This window comes from Mesorhizobium sp. 113-3-9, assembly GCF_016756515.1.
GTDB lineage: Bacteria > Pseudomonadota > Alphaproteobacteria > Rhizobiales > Rhizobiaceae > Mesorhizobium.
Window position 1 is genome coordinate 454874 of the sequence record NZ_AP023246.1, and the last position, 18863, is coordinate 473736.

Below are 18863 nucleotides of genomic sequence, written 5' to 3' on the forward strand. Positions count from 1 at the left end.
GCAGCGGGATCATGTCCGTTGCAAAAAGACGTGATCCGTGCGGCCTGAAAACATTCACGCGACGGCGGTGCTGATCGGCGAACGTGGCATTCTGGTCAGCGGCGCGTCCGGTTCAGGCAAGACGACATTGGCGCTGACGCTCATCGACCATTGCCGTCAGCGCGGATTGTTCTCACGGCTGGTCGGCGACGACCAGCTTTTCATCGAGGCGCATGGGGGGGAGGCGCATGCGGGGCGGCTGGTATGCCGCGTACCCGCCACCATCGCCGGCCTTGCCGAAGTGCCGGGACTTGGACCCCGGCCGCTGCCGTTCGAACCCGCCTGCGTCATCGACCTGCATATACGCCTGCTGCCGGCCGGCGAGATCGCGCGCTTCCAGGAGGACGCCAGTGACGAGATCGCCGGGTGCGTGGTGCCACGGATCGATCTGGCCGAACGCAATGTCCAGGCTGCCCTGCCCGCCGTGATGGCGCGGCTGTCCATCATGCCTTTTCTATGATCCGCCCGGCATTTTTTGCTGCAATGCGTCAAAATGGCATGGGCAGGCGCAATTTTGGGCTTGTCAACGGGCCGCGCGTCGACAAGATAGCGCTCCCGCCGCCTGGAATGGCTGGCGAGCATAAAATGCGCCTGTGAAGCGGCGATGACGGGAGCCACCAAAGAATGATCGGACTCGTGCTTGTAACGCACGGTCAACTGGCCACCGAGTTCCGACATGCCGTCGAACATGTCGTCGGGCCACAAGACAATTTCGAAACCGTGGCGATCGGTGCCGACGACGATATGGAACAGCGTCGCCGCGATATCGTCGACGCCGTCGCCCGTGTCGATACCGGAGCCGGCGTCATCGTGCTGACCGACATGTTCGGCGGCACGCCGTCGAACCTTGCCATCTCGGTGATGGAGTCCGGCCGCACCGAGGTGATCGCCGGCATGAACCTGCCGATGCTGATCAAGCTGTCGTCGATCCGCAAGGGCGACAACATGGCGGCCGCGCTCGATGAGGCGCAGGCTGCCGGCCGCAAATACATCAATGTCGCCAGCCAGCTTCTGAGCAGCAAATGAACGCGCTATCATCGGAAAAAGAGCAGATTGTCCGGGAGTTTCCGATCGTCAACCAGCGCGGCCTGCATGCACGCGCCTCGGCGAAATTCGTCCAGCTCGCCAGCGGCTTCAATGCCGCGGTCCATGTCGAGAAGGACGGCGTCAAGGTCGGCGGCACGTCGATCATGGGCCTGATGATGCTGGCCGCCAGCCCGGGCTACTCCATCCGCGTCACCGCCAGCGGACCCGAGGCGCTCGAAGTGATGGACGCGCTGGAGCAGCTTGTCGCCTCCCGCTTCGGCGAGGAATGCTGATCCCCTGCATCGCCAAGGCATGCTTGCGAGACATGCAGGGATAAAGATTTCTTTATATCCCATTGTCGTTTCGACATCGATCTGCTAGTCAGGCCGGCAATTCGCGCCCTTCGACGCGCCGACCGGCGCGGGCGCATCCGCAACCAATTCGCAGCATAACAATTCGCATCGGAGCACTGCCATGACGGGTAGCAAGGATTATGTGGTCGCCGACATCTCGCTTGCCGGCTGGGGCCGCAAGGAACTCGATATCGCCGAAACCGAAATGCCGGGGCTGATGGCCTGCCGCGAGGAGTTCGGCGCCAAGAAGCCGCTGAAGGGCGCGCGCATCACCGGTTCGCTGCACATGACGATCCAGACCGCGGTGCTGATCGAGACGCTGAAGGCGCTCGGCGCCGATATCCGCTGGGCGTCCTGCAACATCTTCTCGACCCAGGACCATGCCGCCGCGGCGATCGCCGAGGCCGGCATTCCTGTCTTCGCCGTCAAGGGCGAGAGCCTCGAACAGTACTGGGACTACACCGACCGGATCTTCCAGTGGACAGACGGCGGCCTCTCCAACATGATCCTGGACGACGGTGGCGATGCCACCATGTACATCCTGATCGGCGCCCGCGCCGAGGCCGGCGAGGACGTGCTGTCCAACCCGCAGAGCGAGGAAGAGGAATATTTCTACGCCCAGGTCAAGAAGCGCCTGAAGGCTTCGCCCGGCTTCTTCACCAAGCAGAAAGCGGCGATCCGCGGCGTCACCGAAGAGACGACCACCGGCGTCAACCGGCTATACCAGTTGCAGAAGAAGGGCCTGCTGCCCTTCCCCGCCATCAACGTCAACGACTCGGTCACCAAGTCGAAATTCGACAACAAGTACGGCTGCAAGGAATCGCTGGTCGACGGCATCCGCCGCGGCACCGATACGATGATGGCCGGCAAGGTCGCGGTCGTCTGCGGTTATGGCGACGTCGGCAAGGGCTCGTCCGCCTCGCTCAAGGGCGCCGGCGCCCGCGTCAAGGTCACCGAGGTCGATCCGATCTGCGCCCTGCAGGCGGCGATGGACGGCTTTGAAGTCGTCACGCTGGAAGACGCGGCTCCGACCGCCGACATCGTCATCACCACCACCGGCAACAAGGATGTCGTCACCCTCGACCACATGCGGTCGATGAAGGACATGGTGATCGTCGGCAATATCGGCCACTTCGACAACGAGATCCAGGTCGCGTCGCTGCGCAATCTGAAGTGGACCAACGTCAAGCCGCAGGTCGACATGATCACCTTCCCGGACGGCAAGCGGATGATCCTCTTGTCGGAAGGCCGCCTGCTCAATCTCGGCAATGCCACCGGCCATCCGAGCTTCGTCATGTCGGCCTCCTTCACCAACCAGGTTCTGGCCCAGATCGAGCTGTTCACCAAGGGCGAGCAGTACCAGAACCAGGTCTATGTCCTGCCCAAGCATCTCGACGAGAAGGTCGCGCGCCTGCACCTCGACAAGCTCGGCGCCCGCCTGACCGAACTGTCGGGTGAGCAGGCCGCCTATATCGGCGTCACGCCGCAGGGTCCGTTCAAGCCGGAACACTACCGCTATTAACCAAAGCTAAATTTGCTACCATATATTGACGCCGGGCGATTGACTTTTCGCCCGGCTTTATTTTTGCGCGCGATCAGCCTTCACGGCGATTCGGCGAGGGTTTATTGTCAGGTGATTCGCGACGCTTCCGGCCCGAGAGGGGATCAGAGAGGCGCGTTTCAGGGCGGTCTTGCATTCAGGCGGCGGAGAGGACCAAGACATGCCGGGGCAAAACCCGCACGGAGCGGGATCGGCCGTTTCCGGCGGCCATGACGATTCGGGGACCTTAGGCTCGGCCATCCAGGGCGGACGCCTTTCATGGCGTGCCCGTGCGGGACTGTTGGCCAGTTCGGCACTGGCCTGGCCTTTGGCAGGCGCCGTGGCGCATGCCGAGACCGCCGCCGTGGCGACCGCCGGCCTGTCGATCAGCACGGTCGAAGTCATGCAGCTTGCGGTGTTCGTCGGCGTGACGGGCGCGGCGCTGCTGTCGGCCATCGTTCTCATCCGCGAGCGGGCCCGCACCTCGGCGGAGAATGTCGAACTGAGAAGCCGCGTCGCCGACGTCAACGCCGCACTGCGCCGGTCGGAAGCGTTGCTCAATCTGCGCGACCAGCGCGTGGTCGTCTGGGCCTCGGAGAACAAGAAACCCGAACTCGTCGGCACATTGCCGGTCGAAAGCGGCGCCCCCGAGGAGCGGGCGGCTTTCCTCGCTTTCGGCCGCTGGCTGATGCCGCGCTCGGCGGCGGCACTCGAACATGCGGTCGCGGGCTTGCGCGAAAAGGCGAGGCCTTTCGACCTGGTCATCGAATCGCAGGCCGGCGCACCGCTCGAAGTGCACGGCCGCAAGAGTGCCGCGCATATATTGGTGCGGTTTGTCTCGCTTTCCGAGACGCAGCGCAGCCAGGCCCGGCTGATGATCGAGAACCAGCGGCTGGCCGCCGACCATGACACGATGATCGGCCTGCTCGAGGCGCTGAAGATGCCGGCATGGCTGCGCGACGAGCACGGACGCCTGAAATGGGTCAACCGGGCCTATGCCGACGCGGTCGAAGCCGAGAGTGCGGAAGCCGCCGTCCGCGACGCCAAGGAGTTTCTTGGCGGCCAGGCGCGCGAGGCCATTGCCACCCAACACAAATCACATCCGGTCTTCGAGCAGTCGCTTTCCACTGTGATCGAAGGCGACCGCCGCGTGTTCGCGGTGACCGACGTCGCCGGCGGCGACGGTTCGGCCGGGCTTGCCTGCGACACCAGCGCGATCGAGACCATCCGCGGCGAATATGAGCGGACGGTGCGCAGCCACGCCGACACGCTCGACCAGCTCAACACCGCCGTTGCCATCTTCGACACCGACGAGAAGCTGCGCTTCTTCAACCAGGCATTCCAGAAGCTGTGGGGGCTCGACAGCGGCTTCCTGCACAGCGCCCCGGACAATGCGCTTTTGCTCGACCGGCTGCGCAGCGAAGGCAAGATCGCCGAACAACCTGAATGGCGCCGCTGGAAGGAAGGCCTGCTCGGCGCCTACCGCGCGGTCGAATCGCAGGAACATTGGTGGCATCTCCCGGATGGCAAGACCATTCGCGTCGTTGCCAACCCGCAGCCCAAGGGCGGCGTCACCTGGGTGTTCGAGAACCTGACCGAGAAGATGGACCTGGAAAGCCGCTACCGGACCGCGGTGCGGGTCCAGGGCGAAACGCTCGACAATCTCGCCGAGGGTGTGGCGGTGTTCGGCCCCGATGGCCGGCTGCGGCTGTCGAACCCGGCCTTTGCCACGCTGTGGGGGCTGAGCGCGGACGCCGCCAAGCCTAACGTGCACGTGTCGACGATCCGTGATCTTTGCGACCGGCAGGCGGTCGACAGCCCCTGGCCGGGCTTCGTTGCCGCCATCACCGGGTTCGACGATGAGCGCCGCGACCGTCACGGCCAGAGCGAGCTCAACAACGGCACCGTGCTGCGTTACGCCGTGATTCCACTGCCCAACGGGCAAGTGATGATGACCTTCGTCGACGTCACCGACAGCGTCCGTGTCGAACGCGCGCTGAAGGACAAGAACGAGGCGCTGGAAAAGTCGGATCAGCTCAAGAACGACTTCGTCCAGCACGTGTCCTACGAGCTGCGCTCGCCGCTGACCAACATCATCGGCTTCACCGAACTGCTTTCAGGGCCAACGACCGGGCCGCTGAATCAAAAGCAGCGCGAATATGTCGAGCATGTCAGCTCGTCCTCCTCGGTCCTGCTGACCATCGTCAACGACATACTGGACCTTGCGACCGTCGACGCCGGCATCATGCAGCTCGACATTTCGGAGGTTCATGTCGACCGCACGATCGCGGCGGCGGCGGAACTGGTTGCTGACCGGCTGCAGGAGCATTCGATCCGACTCGTGGTCGATGCCACCGCTGCGCCGAAGACCTTCCACGGCGATGAGACCCGCATCCGCCAGATCCTCTACAATCTGCTCAGCAACGCCGCCAATTACGCGCCGGAAGCCAGCAGCATCCGGCTCGCCTGCCGCCAGTTGGCGGACGGGGTGGAATTCTCGGTTCATGACGACGGCCCCGGCATGCCGCCGGATGTGCTGGATTCGGTGTTCCGCCGCTTCGAACCGCGTACCAATGGCGGCCGCAGGCGCGGCGCCGGCCTTGGCCTGTCGATCGTCAAGAGCTTCGTTGAACTGCATGGCGGCGGCGTTCGCATCGAAACCGGCAAGGACAAGGGCACGACCGTCATCTGCACCTTCCCCGACATGCCCGGCATCCGCGCCGCGGCCGAGTAGCGCGCTCGATGACGGGGCTTGTGCTGGAGCGTTTGCTCCCTGATGAGACACAGACCGCGCGGCTGGGCGAGGATCTGGCGCTGGCGCTGCGTGCCGGCGATGTGCTGGCGCTCAAAGGCGATCTCGGCGCCGGCAAGTCGACACTTGCGCGGGCTCTGATCCGAACGCTTGCGGACGATGCCGGCCTCGACGTGCCGAGCCCGACCTTCACTTTGGTGCAGAGCTACGACACGCGCATTCCAGTGCATCATTTCGACCTCTACCGCCTGGCGTCGGCGAGCGAGCTCGACGAACTCGGCTTCGATGAAGCGCTGACGCAAGGGGCAGCCCTGGTCGAATGGCCCGAGCGGGCGGAGGGCTATCTGCCGAAGACAGCGCTGTCGATCGAACTCGTCCAGCATGGCGAAGGGCGGCTGGCGCGGCTGTCGGGGCAAGGCGCGACCTTCGAGCGGGCGGCGCGGTCCCTGGCCATGCGCGATTTTCTCGACAGCGCCGGCTGGGGGACAGCGCGGCGCCGCCATTTCATCGGCGATGCCTCGGCCCGTTCCTATGAGATCGTAACGCTTGCCGGCCAGGAGCCGCGCGTGCTGATGAACTCGCCGCGGCTGGTGCTTGGCCCGCCGGTGCGCGACGGCAAGCCCTATGCCGTGATCGCGCACACCGCCCAGTCGGTCTCGGCCTTCGTCGCCATCGACCGCGCCTTGAAGGCCGGCGGCGTCAGCGTTCCGCAAATCCATGCCGAGGACCAGGACCAGGGGTTTCTGCTGCTCGAGCATCTCGGTTCCGAAGGGTTTCTAGGCAAGGACGGCGAGCCGGTGGCCGAACGCTACGCGGCGGCCGCCGAACTGCTGGCCATGATGCATGGCAAGACCTGGCCGCGGCGCCTGCAAGCCGGACCGGGCAGCTTCCACGAGGTGCCGCCTTTCGATCGCGATGCGATGATGATCGAAGCCGATCTTTTGGTCGACTGGTATGTGCCGGCCATATCGGGTGGCCCGGCCAGCCAAGATCTGCGCACGGGCTACGCCAGGCAATGGAACGCGCTTTTCGACCGGCTGCAGGCAAGCGAATACACGCTGATGCTGCGCGACTTCCATTCGCCCAACATCATCTGGCGCGGCGACCGCTCCGGGCATGACCGGCTGGGCATCGTGGACTTTCAGGACGCGCTTATCGGCCCGTCGGCCTATGACGTCGCCTCGCTTGCCATGGATGCCCGTGTCACCCTGTCGTCCGCGATCGAAAAGCAGACACTTGATGCCTATGTCGCGGCGCGACATGCGGCAGGGGCTTTCAACGAAGCGAGCTTCCTGGAAGCCTATGCAATCATGGCCGCGCAGCGCAATTCAAAGATCCTCGGCATTTTCGTGCGTCTCGAAAAGCGCGACGGCAAACCTTATTATCTCAGACACCTGCCGCGTATCCGCGACTATCTGCGCCGGGCGCTGTCCCATCCGGCGCTCGCCAGCTTGAAGGATTTCTACGGCACGCACGGGCTGCTGGAGGAACGAGCGCTGTGACAGCAAGACCGGACACTGCCATTGTGCCCCAAACTGCAATCGTACTCGCCGCCGGGCTCGGCAAGCGCATGCGGCCGATCACCGACACCATCCCCAAGCCGCTGGTCAGGATCGCCGGCAAGACCTTGCTCGACTGGGGTCTCGACAGCCTAGCCGCCGCCGGCGTCGCCAAGGCCGTCGTCAACGTCCACTATCTTCCCGAACAGATCGTTGCCCATGTCGCGACGCGCCATGTGCCCCGCATCATCATTTCCGACGAGAGCGACCGGCTGCTCGATTCGGCCGGCGGCATCGTCAAGGCGCTGCCGGAACTGGGCGAACAACCCTTCTACATCCTCAACGCCGACACGTTCTGGATCGACCACGGCCCACTCAATCTCGGCCGCCTCGCCCTTGCATGGGACGCCGCGAAAATGGATATTCTGCTGATGCTGGCGGATCTCCATCAAGCGACCGGACACTGCGGCTCAACCGACTTCCTGGTGGCGCCGGACGGCACCTTGCGGCGTTCAAAAGGCGATCCGGCAGGCCTGATCTATGCCGGCGCGGCGATCGTCCATCCGCGCCTGTTCGCGGACGCATCCGCCGAACCGCATTCGCTCAACGCCTATTTCGACAAAGCCATCGCCGCCGGCCGCCTGTTCGGCATGCCGATGCACGGCCACTGGATCACTGTCGGCACGCCCGATGCCATTGCGCTCGCTGAAGCGGCAGTCGCCGGCGCGCTGACCGAGTCGCAATGAGCGGCACAGGCCGCGTTTTCTCCATCCCCCCCGGAGCGCCGTTTCTGCCGACGCTGGCCGAGGCGCTGCTTGCCGGTCGACTGGTTCCCGGATTTCGCTTCGACGGCGATCCGCTCGCTCTGGCCGATGTCACCATCTATGTGCCGACGCGCCGTGCCGCGCGCGCCTTGCGCGGTGTCTTCGTCGACAGTCTCGCGGCGCGCGGCGGCGGCGGTTCGGCGATCCTGCCGGTCATCCGTCCGCTCGGCGAGTTCGACGAGGACGAAGCGGCGTTCGATGCCGAGCCATCGGCGGCGATCGATCTCGCGCCACCGATCTCGGCAATCGAACGCCTGTTGCTGCTGACGCCGCTGGTGCGCGCCTGGAAGCGCCGGCTGCCGGAGCATGTGGCGAAGCTTTTCGCGGAGGAGATCGTCATTCCCGCGTCCACCGCAGACGCGATCTGGCTGGCGCGCGACCTCGCGGCGCTGATGGACGAGATCGAGACGGAAGGCACCGACTGGGCAAAGCTTGAAGGCCTGGTGACCGGCAACCTCGCCGGCTGGTGGCAGGTAACGCTCGAATTCCTCGGCATCGTCACCGATGCCTGGCCGAAATTCCTCAGTGAAAGCGACCGCTCCAATCCGGCCGCGCATCGCAGCGCGCTGATCCGCTCCGAGGCGGCGCGGCTGCGGCGCAATCCGCCGCCTGGACCGGTCATCGCAGCGGGATCGACCGGCTCGATACCGGCCACGGCGGAGCTGCTTGCCGCGATCGCCCGCCTGCCCGGCGGGGCCATCGTGCTGCCCGGGCTCGACCGCACGCTGGACGAGGCATCCTTCCAGGCGCTCATCGCTCCCGGAGCGCGGCCTGCGGTGCTTGGCCATCCGCAATATGGCCTCGCCAGGCTGATCGGCAAGATCGGCGTGCTGCGCTCGGATGTCGAGGAAGTCAGTGCCGCCGAACCGCACCTCGCGCTTCGCGCCGCGCTTGTCGGCGAAGCACTGCGGCCAGCCGAGACCACCGAATTGTGGGCCGAAACGCGCAATGGTTTTTCGGCACCCGATATTGCAGGTGCCTTCGCCGGCGTGACCCTGCTTGAAGCAGCCAGCGAGCGCGACGAAGCCGTCGCCATCGCGGTTGCCCTGAAGCAGGCGGTAGAGGAGCCGGGCCAAAGAGCTGCCCTCGTCACCGGCGATCGCGCGCTGGCGCGGCGTGTCTCGGTCGAACTCAAGCGCTTCGGCGTTGTCGCCGATGATTCCGGCGGCACGCCGCTCGCCAACAGTCCGGCGGCCAGCCTGCTCAGGCTGGCGCTCGAGGCGGTGTTCCGGCCGGGCGATCCGGTCGGCCTCTTGTCACTGCTCAAGCATCCGCTGCTCGGCCTCGGCCTCGAACGCGCTGACGTGCGCCATGCGGCGGAACTGGTCGAACTGGTGGCGTTGCGCGGCGGCACCGGCCGTCCCGACATCGCATCACTGCCGGAACTGTTCGAAACCCGCCTCATTGGGCTCGACGATGACAGCCGGCCACCCTTCTGGTTTTCCCGTCTGACCGTGCGCGCCATCGAAAGCGCACGGAATTTGCTCGAAGGTCTGAAGCAAGCCCTGGCTCCGCTGATGGCCTTTCGCGGCCAGGCGGATGCCGATCTTGCCGCCTTGGTCAAAGCCAGCGTTGTGGCCCTGGAAAATCTCGGCCGCGCCGCCGATGGCGGCCTTGCCGACCTCTATGCTGGTGACGCCGGAGAAAAGCTCGCCGAACTGCTGCGCGGGCTGGTCGCCGCTTCGGCGCCGCTGTCGTTCGCGGCGAGCGAATGGCCCGATGTGATGGACGCGCTGATCGCGCCCGAAACGGTCAAGCCGGCGCAAGGCACCGACCGGAACATCGCCATCTGGGGCGCGCTGGAAGCGCGGCTGCAGGACGTGGACACGCTGGTCATTGGCGGGCTCAACGAAGGCGTCTGGCCGCGCAAGCCGGAGAGCGACCGCTTCATGTCGCGGCTGATGAAGACCGGCATCGATCTCGAACCGCCGGAACGGCGCATCGGCCTTGCCGCGCATGATTTCCAGATGGCCATGGGTGCGAAGAAGGTTCTGCTGGCCCGCTCGGCGCGTTCCGGCGACGCACCCGCCGTGCCATCGCGCTGGCTGCAGCGGCTGCTCACCTTCATCGGCAACGAGCAGGCGGCAACCCTGCGCGGGCGCGGCGACGAGCTGCTCGCCTGGGCTCGTGCTCTCGATACCGGACCGAAGCAGGATTTCGCGCCGCGGCCGCAACCGAAGCCGCCGCTGCAGGTGCGCCCGACGCATTTCTCGGTCACCGAGATCGAGACGTTGCGCCGCGATCCCTACGCCGTCTACGCAAGACGGATCCTCGGCCTGATGCCGCTCGATCCTGTGATCCGCGACCCCGGCGCGGCCGAGCGCGGCACGCTGTTCCATGCCATCCTGCATCTGTTCTCATCCAAGGTGGCCGATCCGCGCGCGCCCGAGGCGCTGGCCGGCCTCATTGCCGCCGGCCGCGCCTGCTTTGCCGAGGCTGCCCTTCCAGCCGATGTCGAGGCGGTGTGGTGGCCGCGCTTCGAGAAGCTCGCCGCCAACATCATCGAATGGGAGCGCACACGCGCCGATGCGGTGGTCCAACGACATGCGGAAGAGAGGGCGGGAAAGACCGTCGTCGGCCAGTCCGGCGTGACGCTGTCCGGCTACGCCGACCGCGTCGACCTGCTGGCCGGCGGGATGGCCGATATTCTGGACTACAAGACAGGCTCCTCGCCCTCCAAGGCGCAGGCGCACACGCTGCTGGCGCCGCAACTGGCGCTGGAAGGCGCACTGCTGAGGCGCGGCGCCTTCAAGGATCTGGGTGCGCGTGAACCGTCGCAACTGGCCTTCATCAGGCTGAAGCCGAATGGCGAGGTGTTCGAGGAGTCCATCCTCGAACACAACCGCCAGCCACGAACCGCGACCGATCTCGCCGAGGAAGCCTGGGCACGGCTGGAAAAGCTGCTGGTCCACTACGCCGATCCGCAAACCGGATACCTGTCGCGCGCGCTGCCGTTTCGTGAAGGCGAGACCGACGGCGACTACGATCATCTCGCCCGCGTGCTCGAATGGTCGGCCGGCGGCGATGCCGGCGACGAGGGAGGGGAGGCATGAAGAAGGCCTATCCCATCCCGAGCGACACCGCGACCAGCCAGGCCCGCGCCGCCGATCCCATGAATTCCGCCTGGGTGTCTGCCAATGCCGGCTCCGGCAAGACCCATGTGCTGGCCCAGCGCGTCATCCGGTTGCTGCTCAACGGCACCGACCCGTCGAAGATCCTGTGCCTGACCTACACGCGCGCCGCCGCCGCCAACATGTCGAACCGGGTTTTTTCCACTCTGTCGGACTGGACCGTGCTCGGTGATGCCGAGCTGGCCGTGAAGATCGAAGCCCTGGAAGGGCGCCGGCCGGACTGCGATACCATGCGGCGCGCCCGTCGCCTGTTCGCCGAGGCGCTGGAGACGCCGGGCGGGCTGAAGATCCAGACCATCCACGCCTTCTGCGAATCCGTGCTCCACCAATTCCCGCTGGAAGCCAACATTCCCGCCCATTTCGAGATGCTCGACAGCCAGATGGAGGCGTCGCTTTTCGCCGCTGCGCGCCGCGAAATGATTTCAGCCGCCGGCGACGCGGATTTGACCGAGGCCTTCGCCACTGTTCTGGAGCGCGGCGGTGAAGCCGGTCTCGATGCGTTGCTCGGCGAGATCGTGCGCAAGCGCGATGGCTTGCGCGAGTTCCTCGATGCGGTCGGGCATGACGGCTTCCAACCTTTGTTCGACGAATTCCATTTCCGCCCCGGCCAGACCGCCGAGGGCCTGGCCGCATCGGTGTGGCCACTGCCGGGCTTCCTGCCGGATTATTTCGCCGGCTTTGCCCAGGCCGCCGAATCCACCGACGCCAGATCGGTGCTGAACAACATCCTGCCCTATGCGCGTCAGGCCTTCGCAGAGAGCGATTCCATTCACCGCCTGCAATTGCTCGCCAGAGCATTCCTCAAGACCGATGGCGATCCCTATGATCCGGCAAAGGCCTTCAAGAAGGCTCTGACCGACCGCCTGCCGGATCTGGCCGAGCGCTATGTCTCGGCGGCTAAAGCCATCATCGAAACCGTCGACCGGCTGGCGCTGTTCCGGATGCTGGAAGGCACGCGTGCGGCGCTGACCATCGCCGACTGGCTGATCGCCCGCTACGAGGTGCTGAAGCGCAGTCGCGGCTTTCTCGACTTCAACGATCTGATCACCCGCACGGTCAACCTGCTGGCACGGCCCGATGCCGGCCCATGGGTGCAATACAAGCTCGACCAGGGCATCGACCACATTCTGCTCGACGAAGCGCAGGACACCAGCCCGGATCAATGGGAGGTGGTGAAACGGCTGGCGGAGGAATTTTTCGCCGGGCTCGGCGCGCGCGACAGGGTCCACCGCACGGTCTTTGCCGTCGGTGACGAAAAGCAGTCGATCTATTCCTTCCAGGGCGCGGCGCCCGACTCCTTCGCCGACAGCCGGCTGCTGTTTGCCGGCAGGGTGCGCGATGCCGAGGCGTCGTTCGCCGACCTCAAGCTGACCTGGTCGTTCCGCTCGACCGACGACGTACTGGCCGCCGTCGACCGCGTCTTTGCCGATCCCGTCGTGCGGCGCGGCATCAGCCACGATCCCGATCCGCTGAGCCACAAGGCGATCCGCACCGATGCGCCGGGCTATGTCGAGGTCTGGCCGTCGCTCGGCACTGAAGCCGTCGATGAGCCCGACGACTGGACGCAGGCGATCGACCATGCCCACGCGCCGGCGGTGCGCGTTGCCGAAAATGTGGCGGCCACCATTGCCGGCTGGATCGGCAAGGGCGAAATCATCGAGGGCCGCGGCAAGCGGCTGCGGCCCGGCGACGTGCTGGTGCTGGTTCGCAAGCGCGACAGCTTCGTCCATGCGCTGACCCGCGCCTTGAAACGCCGCGACATTCCGGTCGCCGGCGCCGACCGGCTGAGCCTGCCCGGCCATATCGCGGTCAAGGACCTGATCGCGCTCGGCCATCTGCTGATCCAGCCGCAGGACGACCTGTCGCTCGCCGCCGTGCTGCGCAGCCCGATCTTCGACCTGCCGGAGGAGACGCTGTTCACGCTCGCCGCACAGAGACAGCCCGGCGTATCGCTGGCAGCGTCACTGCGCCAGCAGGCCGAAGAAAACGGGCGCCTGGCGAAGATTGTCGCGCAACTCGACGTCTGGGCTGACGAGGCCGCCTTCAAGCCGGTGTTCGAATTCTATGCCGGCCTGCTGGCGCGCGATGGCGTGCGCCGGAAGATGATCGCGCGGCTCGGGCCGGAGGCCGGCGATATTCTCGACGAGTTCCTGAGCTTCTGCCTTGCCGAGGAGCGGACCGGCCTACCCGGGCTGGAGGCCTTCCTGTCGACGCTGGAAAATGCCGGTCCCGAGATCAAGCGCGAGATGGACCAGACCCGTGACGAGGTCCGCGTCATGACCGTGCACGCGGCCAAGGGTTTGGAGGCGCCGGTCGTGTTCCTGGTCGATGGCGGCTCCGCCCCGTTCAGCGACCAGCATCTGCCGCGCCTGATGCCTTTCAAGGGCTCGGGCACATACTGGGACGGCAAGGGCTATCTCTGGCGCTCGGCCAGCGACGTCGCCAACGGCTTTTCCAGGGCCGCGGCGGTGCGGGCGCGGGAACTCGCCGACGACGAATACCGCCGCTTGCTCTATGTCGGCATGACCCGTGCCGAGGATCGGCTGATCGTCTGCGGTTACCATGGCAAGCGGGCGCCGAATGCCGGCACCTGGCATTCGATCGTGAGCCGCGCCTTGATCGGTGCGCCCGAGAGCGAACAGCGTCCACATCCCGCCGCCGGCGACCCGGTGCATCGTTTCCACGTGACCAACCTGCCGCCCGTCGCGCCGGGCGCCAGTGAACAGGCGCGGCAGGCCAGTGGTTTTGACCCGTTGCCGGCGACCCTGTTCCGGGCTTTGCCACCCTTCGAGGACCTGCCGCGGCCGCTGTCGCCATCCGGCGCCTCGGCGCTGATCGACGAAGGCAAGGAAGCGGTGGTCGACAGGGCTTCACCGGTGCTGGACGCCGATGCCGAGCCGGGCTTTGCCGTGCTGCGCGGGCTCGCTTTGCACAAGCTGCTGCAGATGTTGCCCGGCATTGCCGAGGGTGAGCGCCAGGGCGCGGCCGAACGTTATCTCGCGCGAACAGGTGCCGCATGGCCACCGTCCGAGCGGGACAAGGCGCTTGCGTCGGTCATTGCCATCCTCGACGATCCACGCCTCGGCCAACTGTTCGCGCCCTCGTCGCGCGCCGAGGTGGCGATCATGGGCAAGCTGGAGGTGAGGGGGAAAAGGCGCTCCATTTCCGGCAAGATCGACCGGTTGGCGGTGACCGCCGACACGGTTTCTATCGTCGACTACAAGACCAACCGGCCGGCGCCTGCCTCGCTGGCTGAAGTCCCGCCGGCCTATCTTTTGCAGTTGGCGCTTTATCGCGCGTTGCTACAGCCGCTTTATCCTGGGCGCGAAGTGAAGGCGGCCCTCTTGTTCACCGAAGCGCCAAGGCTGATCGAACTGCCGGCCCAGGCCATGGATGACGCCCTTGCCCGACTCACAGGAGCGTGACACAAGACCTGCTTGAAGAAGGGCGCGACAACCACCACATTTGGTGGGACAAAAAACTCTCGAAAGGAATTTTCCGCATGGGTGCCACCGTCAAGGTCGACAAGAACAATTTCCAGGCCGACGTGCTCAACGCCAAGGAGCCGGTCGTTGTGGATTTCTGGGCTGAATGGTGCGGCCCGTGCAAGATGATCGGCCCGTCGCTGGAAGAGATCGCCACCGAGCTCGGCGGCAAGGTCAAGATCGCCAAGCTCAACATCGACGAGAATCCCGAGCTTGCCGCGCAGTTCGGCGTGCGCTCGATCCCGACGCTGATGATCTTCAAGGGCGGCGAAGTGGCCGACATGAAGGTTGGCGCCGCTCCGAAGACCGCGCTGTCGCACTGGATCAACGGCAGCCTCTGATCCATCTGCTTAGATGCAATTCCGGACAGAAAACCGCTTCACGCTTTTCTTGGAATTGCTTTGAATCCCCGATAGCAAAAGCCCGGCCGTCACGCCGGGCTTTTTGTTGGCGCCATCGGCCAACCCGCTCTGGCCCTCACATCAGGGCACGCCATGTCTTCTGTTGGCAGCAGAAACAGGGAGAGCGACATGACCGGATCCGCCAAAGCCACCGTCTTCATCGACAATGAGCGCGTCATCGTCACCGAATACCGCTTCCAGCCGGGCGACAACACCGGCTGGCATCGCCACGGCCATGACTATGTCGTGGTGCCGCTGATGGACGGCAAGCTGAAGCTCAAGACCAAGGACGGCGAAACCTTCGCCGAGATGAAGAAAGGCGCTCCCTATTTCCGCAAGGAAGGCGTCGAACACGACGTCATCAGCGCCAATGACGGCGAATATGCCTTCATCGAGATCGAGCTGAAGTAAGCGGCCGCATTGACTAAGCGATGAACGGCATCACGTCGGCGGCGTGCCGTTCTCGGCCAGTACTGCCCCAGCCAAATAGAGCGAACCGCCGATCAGGATGCGGGGCGCTGGGCCGTCCCAGGTGTCGCGCAGCAGCATCAGCGCACTGGCGACGGAGCTGACCGGCTCGGCGCTCAGCCCGGCTTCGGCGGCGCGTATCGCCAGTTCGTCGTTGGGCACGCCGGCGTCGCTCATGCTCACCGGCACGGTGTAGACATGCCGGACGAGGCCCTTGAAGGCGCGGAAATAGCCGCTCTGGTCCTTGGTGTTGATCATCCCCGAAATGAGGAAGAGCGGGCGCGGGTTCTTTTCCTCCTGCTCGGCCAGCGCTTCGGCAACGACCACGCCGGCGCCGGGATTGTGGCCGCCATCGAGCCAGATGTCGGCACCCTTCGGCGCCAGCTCCGCCAGCCGGCCCTGCACCAGTTTCTGCATGCGGCCGGGCCAGGCGACACTGGTCATCGCCTTCTCGGCGGCGCGGTGGCTGATCTCGAAGCCGGCCGCCTTGACAGCGGCAATCGCCGCCGCCGCGTTGGCGAATTGGTGGCGCCCCGGCAGACGCGGCGGCGGCAGGTCCATCAGACCGTCCTCGTCCTGGTAGACCATGCGGCCGTTCTCCTCGAAGGCGAGGAAATCCTGGCCGTAGACGAAAGTCGGGCACTCCAGCCGCTCGGCGGTCTCGATCAGCACCTGCAGCGCCGTCTCGCTTTCCTGCGCGCCGATCACCACCGGGCAGCCACGCTTCATGATGCCGGCCTTCTCGGCCGCGATCAGCTCGACCCGGTCGCCGAGATAGGCTTCGTGGTCCATCGACACCGGCATGATCACCGACACGGCGGGCCTGGCGACGACATTGGTGGCGTCGAAGCGTCCGCCAAGGCCGACCTCGATGATGGCGGCTTCGGCCGGATGTTCGGAAAACAGGATGAAGGTGACGGCGGTGAGTATCTCGAAGACGGTGATCTTCTGGCCGTCATTGGCCTTGGCGACACGGGCAATGGCCTCGGCGAAGGTCTCGTCGTCGACCAGTTTGCCACCCCCCTCGGCGGCGAGCCTGTAGCGCTCGGCCCAACTCACCAGATGCGGCGAGGTGTGGACATGGACAAGGTGGCCGGCGGCTTCAAGCAGCGCGCGCGAAAAGGCGGCGCAGGAGCCCTTGCCGTTGGTGCCGGCGATGTGGATGACCGGCGGCAGCAGATCCTGCGGATTGCCCAGCCGCTCCAGAAGCCGCGTGATACGGTCGAGCGAAAGGTCGAAACCTTTCGGATGAAGCGCCATCAGGGCTTCGATTTCGCGGTCGGCGGCAAGCGTTGTCATGGCAAAATCCCGGCGCACGGCCCGAGGACCAGAATCAATCCCGGAATGGCCATGGCAATCAAAAGGCTACAGCGCGCGACCGCCCTGGTGCAATCGCGGTCGCGGCGACCAAAGTCGTGTTTTGTGCATGTCGTTTTCCCGAAACCGAGGCCACTTTCGGACGACATGCACAGCGTCGCGTCCTCAGGCTTGCGGTCGGGCTTCGGTCGTAACCACCGCCGGCGGCAGGATTTCCGGCTCGAGCGGCTTTTGCTCCTCCGGCATCTTGAGCAGCATCTTCAACAGCCGCGCGATGGTCTGGCGCAGCTCAAGCCGCGACACCACCATGTCGACCATGCCGTGCTCCATCAGATATTCGGAGCGCTGGAAGCCGTCCGGCAGCTTTTCCCGGATGGTCTGCTCGATGACACGCGGGCCGGCAAAACCGATCAGCGCGCCGGGCTCGGCGATGTGCACGTCGCCCAGCATGGCATAGGAGGCGGTGACGCCGCCAGTGGTCGGGTTGGTCAGCACGACGATATAGGGAAGGCCGGCTTCCTTCAGCCGGTCGACGCCGACCGTGGTGCGCGGCAATTGCATCAGGGACAAGATACCTTCCTGCATGCGGGCGCCGCCGGAGGCGGCGAACAGGATCAGCGGCCGCTTGCGCTGCAGGGCGACCTCGAATGCGTGCACGATGGCGTCGCCGGCGGCCATGCCGAGCGAACCGCCCATGAAGGCGAAATCCTGCACCGTCACCACCACCGGCAGGCCTTCGATAGTGCCCAGAGCGTTGACGATCGCGTCTTCCAGCCCGGTCTTGGCCTTGGCGTCCTTCAACCGGTCGGTGTAGCGCTTCTCATCGCGGAACTTCAGCGGATCCTGCACCACCTTCGGGTTTTCGAGCTGTTCGTATTTGCCATCGTCGAGGAAGTACTTCAGCCGCTCCTTGGCCGAGATCTTCATGTGATGGCCGGAAGACGGGATGACGAACTGGTTGGATTCCAGATCCTTGTGGAACACCATCTCGCCGGTCTCCGGATCCTTGATCCAGAGATTCTCGGGCATGTCGGTGCGCCGGCCGAGCATCGAATTGATCTTCGGGCGAACGTAATTGGTGATCCAGTTCATCGCTTCGGCTCCTGTCCTGACGAAGAGTTGCTAATGCATGTCACCGAAGAGTGGGAACCGGTTTTGGGTGACATGCACAAACTTGAGGTAGGAGAACTATTCGGCGGCAGCAAGGCGGGCCGAGCGCACGCCTTGAGCAAGCCCACTGACCAGCGTGGCGACGGCCTCGGCCGGGTCGGCGGTCTTTTCGCCCTTCGGCCCCAGCACATTGGCGACCGCATTGACGATGGCCGTACCGACGACGACGCCATCGGCATTGGCTCCGATGACACGCGCCTGTTCGGCGGTCTTGACACCGAAGCCGACGCAGACCGGCAGGTCTGTGTGGCCCTTGATGCGCTTGACCGCCGCCGCCACCTTGCCGGTGTCGGCCAGCGCCGAACCGGTGATGCCGGTCATCGAGACGTAGTAGACGAAGCCGGACGTGTTCTGCAGCACCTTGGGCAGGCGCTTGTCGTCGGTGGTCGGCGTCGCCAGGCGGATGAAATTGATGCCTGCTTTCAACGCCGGAATGCAGAGTTCCTCGTCCATTTCCGGCGGCAGATCGACGACGATCAGGCCATCGATGCCACTGGCCAGCGCATCTTTCAGGAAGCGGTCGACGCCATAGATGTAGATCGGGTTGTAATAGCCCATCAGCACGATCGGCGTTTCATTGTCGCCGGCGCGGAAATCCGACGCCATCTTCAGCGTCTTGACCAGCGTCTGGCCGCCTTTCAGCGCGCGCAGGCCTGCCGCCTGGATCGCCGGACCATCGGCCATCGGATCGGAAAACGGCATGCCGAGTTCGATGATGTCGGAGCCGGCGCCGGGAAGCGCCTTCATGATCGACAGCGAGGTGTCGTAGTCGGGGTCGCCGCCCATGAAATAGGTGACGAGCGCCGGACGGCCTTCGGATTTGAGCTTCGCCATGCGGCGGTCGATGCGGGTCACCAT

General features: G+C 65.3%; 14 protein-coding genes. 11 read left to right on the plus strand and 3 right to left on the minus strand.

Annotated elements, in window-relative coordinates:
- Window positions 1-37 precede the first annotated feature (37 nt).
- The 11 genes from MesoLj_RS02050 to MesoLj_RS02100 all read left to right on the plus strand — a co-directional run bounded on the left by MesoLj_RS02050 (window position 38) and on the right by MesoLj_RS02100 (window position 15461).
- The gene (locus MesoLj_RS02050) at window positions 38-499 is read left to right on the plus strand and encodes an HPr kinase/phosphorylase (protein WP_202324915.1); all 462 of its coding nucleotides are present in this window, start codon (window positions 38-40) and stop codon (window positions 497-499) included.
- Between the two features lie 164 nt (window positions 500-663).
- Window positions 664-1065, plus strand: coding sequence for a PTS sugar transporter subunit IIA (locus tag MesoLj_RS02055; RefSeq protein WP_010912939.1), 402 nt, complete (start codon window positions 664-666; stop codon window positions 1063-1065).
- Window positions 1062-1358 (plus strand): HPr family phosphocarrier protein, encoded by a 297-nt coding sequence (locus MesoLj_RS02060; RefSeq protein ID WP_202324916.1) that lies wholly within the window; start codon window positions 1062-1064, stop codon window positions 1356-1358. The genes MesoLj_RS02055 and MesoLj_RS02060 overlap by 4 nt, the downstream gene beginning before the upstream one ends.
- Before the next feature lie 181 nt (window positions 1359-1539).
- Window positions 1540-2940, plus strand: coding sequence for an adenosylhomocysteinase (ahcY, locus tag MesoLj_RS02065; protein ID WP_064985125.1), 1401 nt, complete (start codon window positions 1540-1542; stop codon window positions 2938-2940).
- A 199-nt stretch (window positions 2941-3139) separates the two neighbouring features.
- A complete protein-coding gene (locus tag MesoLj_RS02070; protein WP_202324917.1) occupies window positions 3140-5692 on the plus strand; it encodes a sensor histidine kinase in 2553 nt (850 codons plus the stop codon).
- 8 nt (window positions 5693-5700) lie between these two features.
- A complete protein-coding gene (gene tsaE, locus MesoLj_RS02075) occupies window positions 5701-7212 on the plus strand; it encodes a tRNA (adenosine(37)-N6)-threonylcarbamoyltransferase complex ATPase subunit type 1 TsaE (RefSeq protein WP_202324918.1) in 1512 nt (503 codons plus the stop codon).
- A gap of 68 nt (window positions 7213-7280) precedes the next feature.
- Entirely contained in the window at window positions 7281-7955 is a 675-nt protein-coding gene (locus MesoLj_RS02080; RefSeq protein ID WP_244735505.1) for a nucleotidyltransferase family protein, read from the plus strand.
- Window positions 7952-11086 (plus strand): double-strand break repair protein AddB, encoded by a 3135-nt coding sequence (addB, locus tag MesoLj_RS02085; protein WP_202324919.1) that lies wholly within the window; start codon window positions 7952-7954, stop codon window positions 11084-11086. The genes MesoLj_RS02080 and addB overlap by 4 nt, the downstream gene beginning before the upstream one ends.
- Window positions 11083-14589, plus strand: coding sequence for a double-strand break repair helicase AddA (gene addA, locus MesoLj_RS02090; protein WP_202324920.1), 3507 nt, complete (start codon window positions 11083-11085; stop codon window positions 14587-14589). The genes addB and addA overlap by 4 nt, the downstream gene beginning before the upstream one ends.
- Window positions 14590-14666: 77 nt before the next feature.
- Window positions 14667-14990, plus strand: a complete 324-nt coding sequence (trxA, locus tag MesoLj_RS02095; protein WP_140770268.1) for a thioredoxin — start codon at window positions 14667-14669, stop codon at window positions 14988-14990.
- Between the two features lie 189 nt (window positions 14991-15179).
- Window positions 15180-15461: a cupin domain-containing protein gene (locus MesoLj_RS02100; RefSeq protein WP_140770270.1), complete on the plus strand. Its 282-nt coding sequence runs from the start codon at window positions 15180-15182 to the stop codon at window positions 15459-15461.
- A gap of 30 nt (window positions 15462-15491) precedes the next feature.
- On the opposite strand, the gene MesoLj_RS02105 is transcribed toward MesoLj_RS02100, so the two are convergent.
- The 3 genes from MesoLj_RS02105 to trpA all read right to left on the minus strand — a co-directional run bounded on the left by MesoLj_RS02105 (window position 15492) and on the right by trpA (window position 18863).
- Window positions 15492-16817 carry a bifunctional folylpolyglutamate synthase/dihydrofolate synthase gene (locus MesoLj_RS02105; RefSeq protein WP_202324921.1) on the minus strand — a complete coding sequence of 442 codons (1326 nt, stop codon included), beginning with the start codon at window positions 16815-16817 and terminating at the stop codon, window positions 15492-15494.
- 183 nt (window positions 16818-17000) lie between these two features.
- Window positions 17001-17927 (minus strand): acetyl-CoA carboxylase, carboxyltransferase subunit beta, encoded by a 927-nt coding sequence (accD, locus tag MesoLj_RS02110; RefSeq protein WP_202324922.1) that lies wholly within the window; start codon window positions 17925-17927, stop codon window positions 17001-17003.
- A 96-nt stretch (window positions 17928-18023) separates the two neighbouring features.
- Window positions 18024-18863, minus strand: a complete 840-nt coding sequence (trpA, locus tag MesoLj_RS02115) for a tryptophan synthase subunit alpha (protein WP_140770275.1) — start codon at window positions 18861-18863, stop codon at window positions 18024-18026.